This is a genomic window from Amphritea opalescens (genome assembly GCF_003957515.1).
GTDB lineage: Bacteria > Pseudomonadota > Gammaproteobacteria > Pseudomonadales > Balneatricaceae > Amphritea > Amphritea opalescens.
In genome coordinates, this window is sequence record NZ_RQXW01000004.1 from 120,817 (window position 1) to 135,451 (window position 14,635).

Here is a 14,635-nt window from a genome sequence, read left to right on the forward strand (position 1 = left end):
GTGATCTAATGCAGCTGATAGAGCCCTCAGCTAACTGGAAACAGAGTGTCCTCAGCTAACCGGAAACAATGTTTCCAATCGAGTCGCCAGCATAATATCGCCCTCGGCCCGAATACGACCGGCCATGAAAGCCTGCATGCCGTTAGTTTCACCATCAAGCACCTCTTTAAAGGTTTCGGTGTCCATTAACAAGGTGACGCTCGGCTCATCATGTTCGCCTTCGCCGAGGGTACACTCGCCATTAGAGATCGCTGCATAATACGCATCGCCCTCATCCAAACGGTATTGAAATACCGCTTCTAAACCGGCTGCCGCGGCACTATCAAATCGTCCAACCATCTGTGCAAATAAGCTTTGAATATCGGTCATTGTGGTTATCTCCTGACGTTCTTTTGTCTGCGATGATTTTTTCGTTATCCGTCGCAAACGGTAATTTAATGTTAGCAGGCCCGAAATAACTGCGCGGCCCGCTTTACTGTTAACTGCTTTAGATTGAAGTCGTTTCATCTTACTCAGCTAAAGGGAATCAATTAGAAAATTCAGCGATATCCATCGCCAACAGATTGTCTGCGCCAGAATCGATGGTCGCTTCTAGGGTTTTCGTCCGTGGCAAGATACGCTCAAAATAGAAGCGCGCTGTTTTTAGTTTTGCCTGATAAAAAGCTTGATCACCCACGCCCGCATCCAGTTTTTCCTGTGCGGTGGCCACCATTCGCGCCCATAGATAGGCCATGGTGATATAGCCGGAATACATCAGATAATCGACCGAGGCGGCGCCCACTTCTTCACGGTTCTGCATCGCTTTCATGCCAATGCGCATGGTTAGATCACCCCATTCGCGGTTTAGGCGCGACAGTGGGCTAATAAATTCAGTCAACGCCTTATTGTCGGCCTGAGACTCACAGAACTTATGCACAACCTTGGTGAAGGATCGCAGTGATTCCCCCTGGGTCATCAACACTTTACGACCCAGAAGATCGAGCGCCTGAATACCAGTGGTGCCTTCATATAGCATCGAGATACGGCTATCACGCACGTTCTGTTCCATGCCCCACTCACTGATATAACCGTGACCACCAAAGATCTGCATCCCGAGGTTGGCGGATTCAAAACCGGTCTCCGTGAGAAACGCTTTAGCGATAGGGGTCAAAAAGGCTAACTGAGTCTCCGCTTCGCTATCGTCAGCCAAGTGGGCTTTATCGACTAATTGAGCGCAGTAATAGATCAAAGCACGACCGCCTTCAGCAAAGGCTTTTTGCGTCAGCAACATACGGCGCACATCGGGATGCACGATAATAGGATCGGCCGCTTTATCAGGATAGGCTGGGCCGCTCAGTGAGCGCATCTGTAGACGATCACGGGCATAAGCCAAAGAGTTCTGATAGCCCCATTCGGTATGGGCTAACCCTTGCAATGCGGTGCCGATCCGCGCGGTGTTCATAAAGGTAAACATACAGTTCAGACCTTTGTTTTCCGCCCCGATCAGATAACCGGTAGCCCCATCAAAGTTCATTACACAGGTAGCGTTACCATGAATACCCATCTTATGTTCCAGCGCGCCACAGCTCAGGCTGTTACGCTCGCCAACATCACCGGCGGTATCGGGTAAAAACTTAGGCACGATAAACAGGGAGATACCTTTGGTGCCCTGCGGTGCATCCGGTAGGCGCGCCAAGACGATATGGACAATGTTATCGGCCATGTCATGCTCACCAGCGGAGATAAAGATCTTAGTACCGCTGATTTTATAGCTACCATCCGCCTGAGGTTCCGCCTTGGTGCGCAACATGCCCAGATCGGTACCGCAATGGGATTCGGTCAGACACATGGTGCCAGTCCACTCACCACTGATCAGTTTGGTCAGATAGGTCTGTTTCTGCGGGTCGGTACCATGGGCTTCAATGGTATTCATCGCACCATGGCTCAGGCCTGGGTACATACTCCACGACCAGTTAGCCGACCCGACTAATTCATTTAAGATAATACCAATGGATTCCGGTAAACCCTGTCCGCCCCATTGAGGATCGTGGGGGAGTGAAGGCCAACCGCCCTCTACAAACTGCTGATACGCTTCTTTAAAACCGGTGGGTGTTGTGACCACACCATCATTCAACTGACAGCCTTCTTGATCACCAACCTGATTCAGCGGTGCCAAAACACGTTCGGCGAACTTGGCTCCCTCATCAAGGATAGCGTTAATCATATCGGGGGTTGCTTCTTCACAGCCCGGCAGGCTCTGATAGTGTTGTTCACTTTGCAACATTTCATCCAGTACGAACTGAATGTCTCTTAGGGGCGCTTTGTATTCCGGCATGATGACACCTCGATCGATCCTGTCACGCTGCCAGCATCTAAAATACAGATGCCTTTCGGTACAGATATCTTTGGTTATTTATTGTATGGATCTAGGATCTATGAAGCGCCCGCATTTACCAATAACAAAACCTTTCATTATCACTAACACAAAAAATCACGCACCCTATAACGACAAAATAACCCTTATATATCAACAGAATAAAAACATGGAATAGATAAATTTTATTAACAAAAAAGCCCGAAAAACGGGCTTTTAGAGAAACAAATTATAGAGAACAATCGGCCACTACTTTATTAACGGCACCACTTCGTCGGACAGCCCAACCCTCAGCACAAGGATATCGCAATCCAAGCGCGACAATATTCGCTCAGCGGTATTACCAATCAACGCACCTTTCAAACCACCACGGGCTCGGGTGCCAATCACCACCAAGCGCGCTTTAAGCTGTTTAGCGGCTTCGGGTATCCAATATTCAACCGGCCCCTCACCCACCGCCGAAGCTTGCACCGTTAATGCCAAGCGGCTCAGCTGCGCGGCTAACGCCTCTTGAGCCTTCGCCTGTATCAGGTTTTCCGACTGCAATACTGGATCGGCTCCCATCATCGCCGAAGGACAAGCCACCGCTGTCGTCAGCGCCGATTCGGTGACCACGGCTATCTGAGCAGCTACCATCAAGACATCATCATTTAGCTGCAACTGATGCGGATCATGGGTTAAGGCATTCACCGCCGCCATCACTACGCCATCCTGCCAAAGCTGGTCACCTTTCACCAACAAGACCGGACAGGGCAGGTCACGCAGAATATGACCGTCCATCGAGGTCATAAAGCCGGATTCACGCGGGTCACAGCTTTTGATCAGCAACCCGAACGACTGCTGCGACAACAGCCCGGCCAACTGTTTTAACAGTTTATGCCGCGTACTGTAGCGTAAGTCGACGGCAACGCCATCCGTCATCAATTCCGCCATCGCCTGCTCAGCTTTAACTTGATCATCGCCAAGCCAGACGATAGTCACCGCGCTTTGTAGACGGCTAGCGATTAAATGACAACGTTCCAGCGCCAAACTAATATCGTCCTGCTGATCAAGCACCAGTAATAATCGTTTATTTAACAACATCTTTAACCTCCGCTTCAGTCGTGCTGATCGCCTCGATGCCGGTTGCACCACACTTCAACAGGCAGGCTAGCGCTGGAATCAATACCAAGGCCCCCAGCATGTTCCAGAGGAACATAAAGGTCAGCAAGATCCCCATATCAGCCTGAAACTTAATAGGTGAGAAGACCCAAAGCACTACGCCGATCCCCAACGTTAAGCCAGTAAAAGCAACCGACTTACCGGTGGTTTTAAGCGTATTCAAATACGCTTCCGGTAACGCCATGCCCTGCACAAGATAGGTATTCAGTTTAGAATAGATATAGATACCGTAATCGACACCAATACCCACCCCTAGCGCAATCACAGGCAGTGTCGCCACCTTCACCCCAATGCCTAAACTCGCCATGAGTGCCTGACAGAGTATTGAGGTCAGCGCTAGCGGCGCGATAATACAGATCAAGGTTTTCACCGAACGGAAGGTAAGCAAACAGAGCAAACCGACCACCGCATACACCCAAGCCAGCATCTGATACTGGGCGGTACCGATCACCTCGTTGGTCGCCGCTTCAAAGCCGGAATTACCCGCCGCCATCTCGAAACGTATCTGTTCCGAATCATGCTGCGCTGCAAACTGCTCGATCTTCCCTGTCAGTCGTTGCAATGTTTGCGCTTTGTGATCATCCAAAAAGATAATCACCGGCAACAAAGAGCACGAAGGGTTCATCAGCCCCGCCGGCACATAGGATAGTGAGGCGTTGATCACCAACTGGTTACGACTAACGGTACGCCACTTCAGGTTGCCTTCGTTCAAGCCGGAGGTCACCCGTTTGGAGACATTCACTAGGGAGACGCTCGACTGCACGCCCTCTATATTGGTCAGGTAGTACTGAAAACGGTCCACCAGCGACAAGGTATTAAAACTAGAACACTGATCTTTCTCAGTACCGACCATCACCACAAAGGTGTCACTGGACGTCGAGTAATGCTGCGTAATAAAACGATTGTCGACGTTATAACGGGAGTCGGCACGCAGCTCCGGCGCACCGCTATCGAGATCGCCAATCTGTAGCTTCTGCCCTTGATAGAGGCCACCGACCAATAATATACCCGCCACGACCACGGCAAATTTTGCACCGGTCGGCGTAGCAAACCAGGTCAGGCGATGCCAGTTACTATCTTGTTTCTGTTCCGCAATCAACGCCCGCTGAGTGGCTCGTTCACCAATACCTAGCAGAGACATAATCACCGGCAGCAAGAACAAGTTAGTCAGAATGATCACCGCAATCCCCAAGGATGCAGCAATAGCGAGGTCTTGGATCACGCGAATATCGATCACCATCAGAGTGACGAAACCGATACCATCCGACAGCAGAGCCGTTAAACCGGGAATATACAGTGCTCGAAATGCCCGTCTCGCCGCCAACCAACTGTCGGCCCCTCGGGCACTCTCTAGGGCGATGGTATTAACAATCTGCACCCCGTGGCTAACCGCAATAGCAAACACCAAAAACGGCACCAGCATGGAATATGGATCGAGCCCAAACCCTAACAGCTTTAACAACCCCAACTGCCAAATCACCGCAATCACGGAACAGGCTAGGGGCACAAGAGTACCGGTAATACTGCGGGAATAAAGATAGAGCAACACTAAGGTGATCAATAAGGCGATACCGAAGAACACCGCCACCTGCGCAGCACCATCAATCAAATCACCGACAATTTTAGCGAAGCCGGTAATATGCACGCTTATTTGATCGGACTGATATTTATCCCGAATCAAGGTTTCTAACTGTTGCGATAACGCCTGGTAATCGAGCTTTTCGCCGGTATCCGGATGTTTATCAAACAGTGGCACCTGCACAATCGCCGAGCGAAAATCATTCGCCACCAAACGCCCAACTTGGCCGGAGCGTAGAATATTTAACTTAACCTGCTCCAGACTCGCCGCGGAACCATCATAATCCGCGGGAATCACTGGGCCACCGACAAAGCCCTCTTCGGTCACCTCGGTCCAGCGCACATTCGGCGTCCAAATGGAGGTCAGCGCCGAACGGTCAACGCCCGGGATAAAAAACAACTCGTCGGTGATTTTTTGTAATGTTTCCTGAAACTCAGCAGTGAAGATGTCTCCTTCATTAACCGCCACAGCCACCCGCACACTATTGCCAAGCCCGGCAAGATCGTCACGGTTTTTAAGATAGTTCTCAACATAGGGATGCGACGTTGGAATCATCTTCACAAAGCTCGCATCGGGACGAATCTGTACCGCCTGCCAAGCTAAAAATAGCGTCAATGCGGCGAACACCAACAATACCGGTAAACGGCGGTGAAACAGAAAACGCTCGGCAAACTCTTCAGAACCCTTAATCGGGGCTAACAATATCCGCGATAGCTTATTCATCTCCAGCCTCCAGGCTCAGTAATCCACCTTCACCCACCAGCCGATAACCCCCGTCGACCGCCACGCCAGCACTCAAAGAACGCCGCCCGCCGCTATCCAAGGGCGTGAAATGCTGTCCGTCCGCGCTTTCAATAATCAAGCCGCCCTGCCCTAACAGGACTAACTTGTCCGCTTCCGCGACGGCACTCAGCAGCGTCGCCTGATAGCCTGTCTTGACGGCTTGCCAATCAATCCCATCATCGGAGCGATACAGATGTCCCCGTAATCCCATAAGAAACAACTGTTGTTTAAATTCGGTAATACTGAAAAACGACCCCTCGTAGGGAGTATCGATACGGATCCAATGCATCCCCTTATCCGTTGAACGAAAGAGCAGCCCCGCCTCACCGGCGATATAGAGATCCCCCCGATGATCCGCCATCATGGCGTTTAGGTGGAAGTTATCGGGGTTATCCAGACGATCACCCCAGTAAGCCCAGCTCTGGCCACCATCATCGGTCTTCAGCAAGAGTCCGTAAGCTCCCAGCGCAAATCCCCGCTGCTGATCGGCAAACCAAACATCTAACAGTGGAATACTCGGTCCCTCTTCTACTGCGGCTGCCGCATCCTCGGCGTACCAAGTCGCATCATCCGATCGCATCATCAGCGATTCATTATCAGGCTCGGCATCCAGCTGAGACTGAAGCTCGGCCGCGATCGCCTGTAGTCGCTGTAGGCGTAACCGGTTGATCTGATCGCCATCCAATAGTTTCTGCCACGTCATGCCTCCATCTTGGCTCGCCGCAAATAGCCCATCATGGCCGGTTAACCAAGCATGTTGCGCATCGGTAAAAAAGACCGAGGTCAACATGACACTGAAAGGGGTTTGCACCTGCTGCCAATGCTGCCCCTGATCGGACGAGCGCATCACCACGCCCTGATCGCCCACGGCAAGCAACTGGTCACCGTGCTTAGCAATATCCAACATCAGTGTCTGATCGGCACGGTAAGAAGGTAACGCAGGGGTATTGAGACGATCGACGTCTGCCTGTGCGGAAACACTGCTGCTCAGCAAAACAGCCGCCAACGCAAAACAGTGAATGAGTGATCTGATTGGATCCATATTCTTCCCAATTATTATCATTATGCAGGAACCTACTGTCTCGCCTCTGGCTCGCTTCGTCCATCGGCTAAGGAATACTCAGCAAGATACAAGAATCATTAACAAAAACGGTCAAATGCTCAATAACAAATACTGGCAATATTATTAACACTTTTTGCCAACGGCTAAAAAAGTGGGCTTCAGGTCAACATTATCTGATAAAACCTCGCGACTTCGATTGCATTTAATAGATAGCCGGAGGTAGAGTTAGAGACTGTGTCAGAGGACGTTAATGTTGGTATAAGCATCTACGACTATATTCGACAGCGTGAATCACGCTAAGCGATTATGTTCAGATATTATTCCTCCCGCAGGGTGTCCTCTGCAAGAACAATAAATGGAGACTAGCTTGATGAATCAATTTCGCAAAACATTACTGAGCCTGAGTACCGCTGTTTGTATTATGGGCTTAACCGCTGCAGCGCAAGCTGAAACGCTTAAAATTGGTCTTGCAGGACCGTCCACTGGCCCTGTTGCACAATATGGAGATATGCAAAAGATTGGTGTAATGGCCGCGATTGATGATATCAATAAAGCCGGCGGCGTGAATGGCATGATGCTAGAAGGTGTTGTTTATGATGATGCCTGTGACCCTAAACAAGCCGTAGCTGTCGCCAACAAGATCGTCAATGATGGTATCACTCAGGTAGTTGGTCATCTGTGTTCATCTTCAACTGAACCCGCTACTGATATCTATGATGAAGAAGGTATCCTGATGATCACGGCGGCTTCTACCTCGCCATCGATCACTGAAAAAGGTTACAAAACCATCTTCCGTACCATCGGTCTAGATAGCCTGCAGGGCTCTATGGCTGCTGAGTACATCATGGAAAACGCGAAACCAAAACGTATCGCTATCATCCATGACAAACAGCAATATGGTGAAGGCCTCGCGACCTCTGTACGTGACCTGCTAGATGCGCAAGGTGTTAAAGCCGCGATGTTTGAAGGTGTTACACCCGGCGACAAAGACTTCTCTGCTCTGATTGCTAAGCTGAAGAAAGAGAATGTTGATTTCGTTTACTACGGTGGCTACCACCCAGAACTGGGTCTTATTCTGCGTCAATCCGCAGAAAAAGGCTTCACTGCTCAGTTCATGGGACCTGAAGGCGTCGTTAACTCAGACCTAGCGAAAATCGCAGGCGCCGCTTCTGAAGGCGTACTGGCAACAGCACCAAAAAGCTTTGATCAAAACCCAGTCAACGAAACCCGTGTTGCCGCTATCAAGGCTAAAGGTGAAGACCCAACCGGTCCTTTCGTATTCACCGCTTATGCTGCAGTTGAAGTCATGACCGACGCCATGGCTGCGACTAAATCAACCGATGCTGAAGTCCTGTCTGACTATATCCGTGAGCACGACTTCGATACAGCTATCGGCAAAGTTAAGTATGACGAAAAAGGCGACCTGACCGAATCCACTTTCTTGGTCTACCGTCTACATCAGGATGGTTCTAAAACACCAGCTGAGTAATTCGTCTTAATAACAATGGTTTAGCAAGCTTCAGCAGTATTTGCTGAAGTTCGACAACCCCGACTCCCTGGTGCCGCGATCCGGTACCGGGGATTCGTTTTATCTGGTCCCTGCAAATGTCAGAATTTTCGCTTTATCTGTTGCAACAGCTCATTAACGGGCTAACCATCGGTTCTACCTATGCGCTGATCGCCATTGGCTACACAATGGTGTACGGCATCATCGGCATGATTAACTTTGCCCACGGCGAGATCTATATGATCGGCTCCTACGTAACATTTATTGTTATCGCAGGTTTGATGGGCATGGGCATCGCAAGCCTTCCTATTCTTTTGGTCATTGCCTTGGTGGTCGCCATCTTCATCTCTAGCACCTACGGCTGGACGGTGGAACGGGTGGCTTACCGGCCGCTACGGGGCACGAACCGACTCATCCCTCTGATCTCCGCGATCGGTATGTCTATTTTTCTGCAGAACTTTGTGGTTCTGTCCCAGGGTTCACGCGATGTTGCCTTACCACCACAGATCACCGGTGGCTGGAACTTCGGCGATCCTAGCCTGTTTGAAGTATCGCTCTCCTACATGCAGGTGCTCATCTTCGCTGTGACCTTCATCAGTATGACGTTACTCACCCTGTTTATCTCCCGCTCACGGATGGGCCGCGCCTGTCGCGCTTGTTCGGAAGATCTGGGCATGACGAATCTACTGGGGATCGATACCAATAAAATTATCGCCCTCACCTTTATCGTCGGCGCAGCCTTAGCGGCCATTGCCGGTTTACTGCTGGGCTTGTATTACGGTGTAGTTAACCCCTTTGTCGGCTTTATTGCTGGCTTGAAAGCCTTTACTGCCGCGGTTCTCGGTGGCATAGGTTCGATTCCCGGTGCGATGTTGGGTGGTTTGATTCTCGGTGTCACGGAAGCGATGACCGCTGCATTTTTCCCATCGGAATACAAAGATGTCGTTTCATTCGGACTACTGGTAACCATCCTGCTGTTCCGCCCTAGTGGACTTCTCGGCAAGCCGGAGGTAGAAAAAGTATGACCTCGAGTAAACTTTATAACGCCGTTTTCGCAGCGGGGATCTCACTGATTCTGTCGTGCTTGATGATCGGCGTAAAGCTAGATACCGATGGCTCCACGCTGGCCGTCAAAGGCGCCACTACCGAACAGTGGATGTGGATTGCTGGCGGTATCGCCGTCGTCTTTCTGTCACAGCTATTCAGCGCTCAGGTGGATGCCCTATTTGGCGCTATTCCCAAGCCCAACTTCCAAGCCGTACTCCCGCAAGGTGAGAAAATGGCCGCCCTTAAGCCTTGGCTGATCGCAGCAGTGATTGTCATCATGCTGATCTGGCCGTTCATGGTTTCACGGGGCACCGTTGACCTGGCAACACTGACGCTGATCTACATCATGCTCGGGCTAGGCCTCAACATCGTTGTCGGTCTTGCTGGCTTGCTGGATTTAGGCTTTGTAGCCTTCTATGCGGTAGGTGCCTACACCTATGCTTTGCTATCCCAGTATTTTGGCATGTCATTCTGGGCCTGTTTGCCAATTTCCGCTGCGATGGCGGCCGCCTTTGGCTTTCTGCTCGGCTTTCCAGTGCTCCGTTTACGCGGCGATTATCTGGCGATTGTCACCCTTGGGTTCGGTGAGATCATCCGTATTTTGCTGAATAACTGGACCTCCCTCACCGGCGGGCCAAACGGTATCTCCGGTATCGCTAAACCGGGCCTGTTTGGCTTGGAATTTAATCGCCGAGCAAAAGAGGAAGGCGCTGTTACCTTCCATGAGTATTTCGATATGGATTACTCCAGCTCCTACAAAGTGATCTTTCTCTATCTGATCGCCGTTTTGCTGGTCGTCTGTGTGATCTACTTGATTAACCGGCTCATGCGCATGCCTATTGGCCGAGCATGGGAAGCCCTTCGGGAAGATGAGATCGCTTGTCGCTCTCTCGGTCTAAACCGTACCGCCATCAAGCTTTCGGCCTTCACCTTAGGTGCATCAACCGCAGGCTTTGCCGGTTGTTTCTTTGCCGCAAGACAGGGCTTTATCAGCCCAGAGTCCTTTGTCTTTATTGAATCGGCCATTATTCTAGCGATTGTGGTACTTGGAGGCATGGGGTCACAGCTGGGGATTATTTTTGCCGCGATTATTATGACTATTCTGCCGGAAATGGCGCGGGAGTTCGCTGAATACCGCATGTTGCTTTTCGGTCTGCTGATGGTGGTCATGATGCGCTGGCGCCCTGAAGGACTGGTTCCGATGAAACGTCCCAATCTGGAGTTAAAACAACAATGAGTCAGTTACTGCTAGATGTAAACGGCCTGACGATGCGCTTCGGCGGTCTGGTAGCGGTAAACGGCGTGAACCTGAAGGTTAAGAATCGCCAAATCGTTTCTGTGATCGGCCCCAATGGTGCGGGTAAAACAACGGTATTCAACTGTTTATCCGGCTTTTATATCCCCACCGAAGGCAGCGTTATGCTGAAGGACCAGCAGATTGCGGGTCTGAAAGATTATCAGATCTCCCGCAAAGGCTTGGTACGCACCTTTCAGCATGTTCGTTTGTTTCAAAAAATGACCGTGATTGAAAATATGCTGGTTGCTCAGCACCGGCATATGAATACCAACCTACTGTCCGGTCTGTTGAAAACGCCCAATTATCGCCGCCTAGAAAAAGATGCGATGAACCATGCCGCTCACTGGCTGGAAGAAGTGGGCTTACTGGAGTTTGCTAACCGCGAAGCAGGTAACCTCTCATACGGGCAGCAGCGCCGTCTGGAGATTGCCCGCTGCATGGTCACCCAACCAGAGTTGCTGATGTTGGATGAACCGGCAGCTGGTCTAAACCCCAATGAGACCAAAGAGCTGGATGAACTGATCATCAGGCTGCGTGACGAGCATGAGATTTCTATCCTATTGATTGAGCACGATATGAGTTTGGTGATGGGTATCTCCGACCATATCTATGTCATTGCACAGGGCACTCCCCTCGCTAATGGTACTGCCGAAGAGATCAAAGGGAATTCCGACGTAATCAAAGCCTATCTCGGAGAAGAATAAGATGCTGCTGATCGAAAATGTAAACACCCATTACGGGCAGATTCAGGCATTGCATGATGTCAGCGTCGAGATCAATCAGGGTGAAATTATTACCCTGATCGGTGCTAATGGTGCCGGCAAAACCACTCTGATGATGACTATTTGTGGTGACCCAAAAGCATCAACAGGCAAGGTGATCTTTGAAGGTGAAGAGCTCGGTGCGTTCAATACACCGGAGATTATGCGCAAAGGCCTTGCCATCGTGCCCGAAGGTCGTCGAGTCTTCAGCGCTATGACGGTGGAAGAAAACCTCTTTATGGGGTCCTACTTCCGCACTAAAGAACAGGCCGATGAAACCGCTCAGTATGTTCTCAATCTGTTCCCTCGTTTGGAAGAACGCTATAAACAGCGAGCCGGCACTATGTCCGGGGGTGAGCAACAGATGTTAGCCATTGGCCGAGCGCTCATGAGCAAACCTCGATTATTGCTCTTAGATGAGCCCTCCCTCGGACTCGCGCCGATTATTATCCAACAGATTTTCGATATCATCGAACGTTTACGGGATGAAGGGGTAACCATCTTTCTGGTTGAACAAAATGCGAACCAAGCATTGCGGATTGCCGATCGGGGATATGTGCTGGAAAATGGCCGTATCGTTAAAACTGACACCGGTGCTAACTTGCTAACCGATGAATCGGTTCGTCAGGCTTACCTCGGGGGTTAATCCCAAGGAAGCGCCTAAAAAAACGAAACCCGATTCATGCGTCGCTTAACGGCGACAACAAAAAACCAGCCAATCGGCTGGTTTTTCAATTTATAGTCTATAATTTAACCAATAGACTCATAATACCCTGATAAAACTCATCAACATTGTGTTAATCGCACTGAAAACAGTGACTTATCTCAGCATATTTAAAATGACTCTGTTTATGTTATGATTAGTCTCATAAATGCGACACAATATAAATAATAAATGACTCTTTTTTGTTACAGCCACAAGTTCTAACCCCGTTACAGAATAAGCTCTTTCTCAACGACCGAACTGAGGCCTATCCAGAAATAGTTTTCCGAAATAGTTTTGAGGTAACACAAATGACATGTCTATGCCCACAGTGCAAGTCACTACTGGAACATCAAAGCATCAGCCTACACAGTAGATTGGTAGAGGTTAAACACGTACACAACAATACGCTGTATATGTGTCAAGATTGCAACGCACAAATTGGCTTGATCAGCGTCCCCCATCGTTGGGAGCTGCTAAATTACAAACCGGGTCAACAGGTCGCCTAATTCGCCCCCTTAATGCCTATTCTTTGTCGGCATTAAGGGATTGTGATTGTTCCTGTTTGAGAATATTTAGCCAAGTAGCCATCAGCTGCGTGTTACCTTACATCTCAACCAGCTGAATAACGGCGCCCCGCTCTCGTTGCTAACTTCTTTTGTTTGCCAGTAAAACCCCATCGTTATGAATCCCCATACGAAATAAACCATTTGGTATGAGTATCGACCGCAGGCAATAGCTTTTCAGGCATCCATAGTTAATACTGAAGTTATCACTGCAGAGTTACGGGACAGCCTAATGAAAATGCTGACACTGGTACGGCACGCTAAATCCAGCTGGAAAGATCCAACACTGTCTGACTTTAATCGGCCACTTAACAAACGGGGGAAGCATGACCTGCCGTTGATGGCTGACCGCTTACAGGCATGGCAGATCCAACCGGACTTGATTCTGAGTAGCGGGGCTCGCCGAGCCATCACCACCGCCGAGCAGATAGCCATCGCGCAGGATTATCCAACAGATAAGATTATTGAGGTGCCGGAGCTCTACCACGCCCGAGTGGAAACGCTGATCAATCTACTACAGGGACAATCCGACCACTATCATCACCTTATGGTCGTTGCCCATAACCCGACGCTAGCATTGGCCGGTGATTATTTAACCCAGGAAAACATCGCCAACCTGCCTACCTGCGGCGTTATGCAAATTGCCCTGAGTATTACCTGCTGGGAGGAGTTAGCAGAATCCTGCGGCACCCTAGAACGACTCGATTACCCAAAACTTCATCAATAAAGCATTAACTGAATATCAGCATAAGACCGAAAAATGGTAGACTCCTATTAACGCCCACCGATCAGCAGTTAGCGTAACGGACATATAGCCTTGAGCCTCTATCTAGATACACTGATTTTTACTAGCAACATCGTAACACCCATCTTTTTTATCGTGTCACTGGGCTATCTGCTCGTAAGGCTCGGGGTTATTGATCAGGGGTTTGTTAATACCTCATCTAAACTCGTGTTTACCATCACTCTACCGATGCTCGTCTTTATGAGCATCTCGACAATGGACTTTCAGGCCGTTTTCAACCCCAAGCTGCTGGGGTATTTCATCATTAGCACACTGATCAGCGTAGCGGTCATCTGGCAGGTCAGTAAGCTTTTTATCACGAAACCGGAAGACCTTGGGGTCTTTATTCAAGGTGCATTTCGCAGCAACTTCGGCATCCTAGGCTTGGCCATCAGCTTTAATATGTTTGGTAGCAGCGGTCTAGCACTCGCATCGCTACTACTGGCTTGCGTCATTCCGCTCTATAACGTCCTGTCGGTTCTGGTGTTATCACTTCCTATGCAACACCAAAATGGCCCTAGTTTCACCGCCCCTCTCAAAGCGATTGCCCGTAATCCGCTGATTATCTCGGTTCTACTGGCACTGCCATTTTCATATTTTGGTTGGGCTCTACCGGAGGTCGGCGACAAAATTGGCCATTATCTTGCTAACCTGACACTTCCCTTAGCATTGCTTGCCGTCGGCGGTTCACTCAACCTCAAAAGCCTAAGAGATACCTCGGGCCAATCCAGCTGGGCCACGCTGATTAAGCTGATCATCATCCCCTTAATACTCACCATCGGTGCATGGCTCTATGGTTTTGAAAATCAAGAGCTCGGTGTTCTGTTTGTGTTATTTGGCTGCCCTACCGCCGCCGCCAGTTTTATCATGGCAAAGGCAATGAACGGCAACGCACAGCTAGCCGCGAATATTATTTTGACCACCACGCTAGGCTCATTATTTACCCTCAGTGGTGGTATCTATCTGTTACGTTTATGGAATCTAATCTGATTCGAATAGGATAAACCCGACAGCTCACACGGGGAGATAGT

12 protein-coding genes are annotated in these 14,635 nt (G+C 49.8%); 7 read left to right on the forward strand and 5 right to left on the reverse strand.

The window, feature by feature from the left end; genetic code table 11:
• Positions 1-51 precede the first annotated feature (51 nt).
• From EH243_RS06000 to EH243_RS06020, 5 genes are all read right to left on the reverse strand, one after another.
• Positions 52-369 carry an SCP2 sterol-binding domain-containing protein gene (locus EH243_RS06000; RefSeq protein ID WP_126157737.1) on the reverse strand — a complete coding sequence of 106 codons (318 nt, stop codon included), beginning with the start codon at positions 367-369 and terminating at the stop codon, positions 52-54.
• Between the two features lie 157 nt (positions 370-526).
• Positions 527-2,314 (reverse strand): acyl-CoA dehydrogenase C-terminal domain-containing protein, encoded by a 1,788-nt coding sequence (locus tag EH243_RS06005; protein WP_126157738.1) that lies wholly within the window; start codon positions 2,312-2,314, stop codon positions 527-529.
• Positions 2,315-2,602: 288 nt separating this feature from the next.
• Entirely contained in the window at positions 2,603-3,436 is an 834-nt protein-coding gene (locus tag EH243_RS06010; protein WP_126157739.1) for a universal stress protein, read from the reverse strand.
• Entirely contained in the window at positions 3,423-5,816 is a 2,394-nt protein-coding gene (locus EH243_RS06015; RefSeq protein ID WP_126157740.1) for an efflux RND transporter permease subunit, read from the reverse strand. Before EH243_RS06015 ends, EH243_RS06010 begins: the two co-directional genes overlap by 14 nt.
• A complete protein-coding gene (locus tag EH243_RS06020; RefSeq protein WP_164549054.1) occupies positions 5,809-6,918 on the reverse strand; it encodes a WD40/YVTN/BNR-like repeat-containing protein in 1,110 nt (369 codons plus the stop codon). The genes EH243_RS06015 and EH243_RS06020 overlap by 8 nt, the downstream gene beginning before the upstream one ends.
• 391 nt (positions 6,919-7,309) lie before the next feature.
• Between EH243_RS06020 and EH243_RS06025 the strand changes: the two genes are divergently transcribed.
• The 7 genes from EH243_RS06025 (at position 7,310) to EH243_RS06055 (ending at position 14,594) form a co-directional block, all read left to right on the forward strand.
• On the forward strand, positions 7,310-8,428 hold the full coding sequence (locus tag EH243_RS06025) for a high-affinity branched-chain amino acid ABC transporter substrate-binding protein (protein ID WP_126157742.1): 1,119 nt from the start codon (positions 7,310-7,312) through the stop codon (positions 8,426-8,428).
• Between the two features lie 116 nt (positions 8,429-8,544).
• Complete coding sequence (livH, locus tag EH243_RS06030; protein WP_126157743.1) at positions 8,545-9,471, forward strand: high-affinity branched-chain amino acid ABC transporter permease LivH; 927 nt, start codon at positions 8,545-8,547, stop codon at positions 9,469-9,471.
• The gene (locus tag EH243_RS06035; protein ID WP_126157744.1) at positions 9,468-10,730 is read left to right on the forward strand and encodes a high-affinity branched-chain amino acid ABC transporter permease LivM; all 1,263 of its coding nucleotides are present in this window, start codon (positions 9,468-9,470) and stop codon (positions 10,728-10,730) included. The genes livH and EH243_RS06035 overlap by 4 nt, the downstream gene beginning before the upstream one ends.
• Positions 10,727-11,494: a high-affinity branched-chain amino acid ABC transporter ATP-binding protein LivG gene (livG, locus tag EH243_RS06040; RefSeq protein WP_126157745.1), complete on the forward strand. Its 768-nt coding sequence runs from the start codon at positions 10,727-10,729 to the stop codon at positions 11,492-11,494. Before EH243_RS06035 ends, livG begins: the two co-directional genes overlap by 4 nt.
• A 1-nt stretch (position 11,495) precedes the next feature.
• Positions 11,496-12,197: an ABC transporter ATP-binding protein gene (locus EH243_RS06045; RefSeq protein WP_126157746.1), complete on the forward strand. Its 702-nt coding sequence runs from the start codon at positions 11,496-11,498 to the stop codon at positions 12,195-12,197.
• 855 nt (positions 12,198-13,052) lie between these two features.
• A complete protein-coding gene (locus EH243_RS06050) occupies positions 13,053-13,547 on the forward strand; it encodes a SixA phosphatase family protein (RefSeq protein ID WP_126157747.1) in 495 nt (164 codons plus the stop codon).
• 90 nt (positions 13,548-13,637) lie between these two features.
• Complete coding sequence (locus EH243_RS06055) at positions 13,638-14,594, forward strand: AEC family transporter (protein WP_126157748.1); 957 nt, start codon at positions 13,638-13,640, stop codon at positions 14,592-14,594.
• Positions 14,595-14,635 lie beyond the last annotated feature (41 nt).

Coding starts and splice junctions, on each gene's coding strand:
- EH243_RS06015 (WP_126157740.1), bottom strand. CDS start 5,816: ATGAATAAGCTATCGCGGATATTGTTAGCCCCGATTAAGGGTTCTGAA.
- EH243_RS06020 (WP_164549054.1), bottom strand. CDS start 6,918: ATGGATCCAATCAGATCACTCATTCACTGTTTTGCGTTGGCGGCTGTT.
- EH243_RS06035 (WP_126157744.1), top strand. CDS start 9,468: ATGACCTCGAGTAAACTTTATAACGCCGTTTTCGCAGCGGGGATCTCA.
- livH (WP_126157743.1), top strand. CDS start 8,545: ATGTCAGAATTTTCGCTTTATCTGTTGCAACAGCTCATTAACGGGCTA.
- EH243_RS06025 (WP_126157742.1), top strand. CDS start 7,310: ATGAATCAATTTCGCAAAACATTACTGAGCCTGAGTACCGCTGTTTGT.
- EH243_RS06000 (WP_126157737.1), bottom strand. CDS start 369: ATGACCGATATTCAAAGCTTATTTGCACAGATGGTTGGACGATTTGAT.
- livG (WP_126157745.1), top strand. CDS start 10,727: ATGAGTCAGTTACTGCTAGATGTAAACGGCCTGACGATGCGCTTCGGC.
- EH243_RS06010 (WP_126157739.1), bottom strand. CDS start 3,436: ATGTTGTTAAATAAACGATTATTACTGGTGCTTGATCAGCAGGACGAT.
- EH243_RS06005 (WP_126157738.1), bottom strand. CDS start 2,314: ATGCCGGAATACAAAGCGCCCCTAAGAGACATTCAGTTCGTACTGGAT.
- EH243_RS06045 (WP_126157746.1), top strand. CDS start 11,496: ATGCTGCTGATCGAAAATGTAAACACCCATTACGGGCAGATTCAGGCA.
- EH243_RS06050 (WP_126157747.1), top strand. CDS start 13,053: ATGAAAATGCTGACACTGGTACGGCACGCTAAATCCAGCTGGAAAGAT.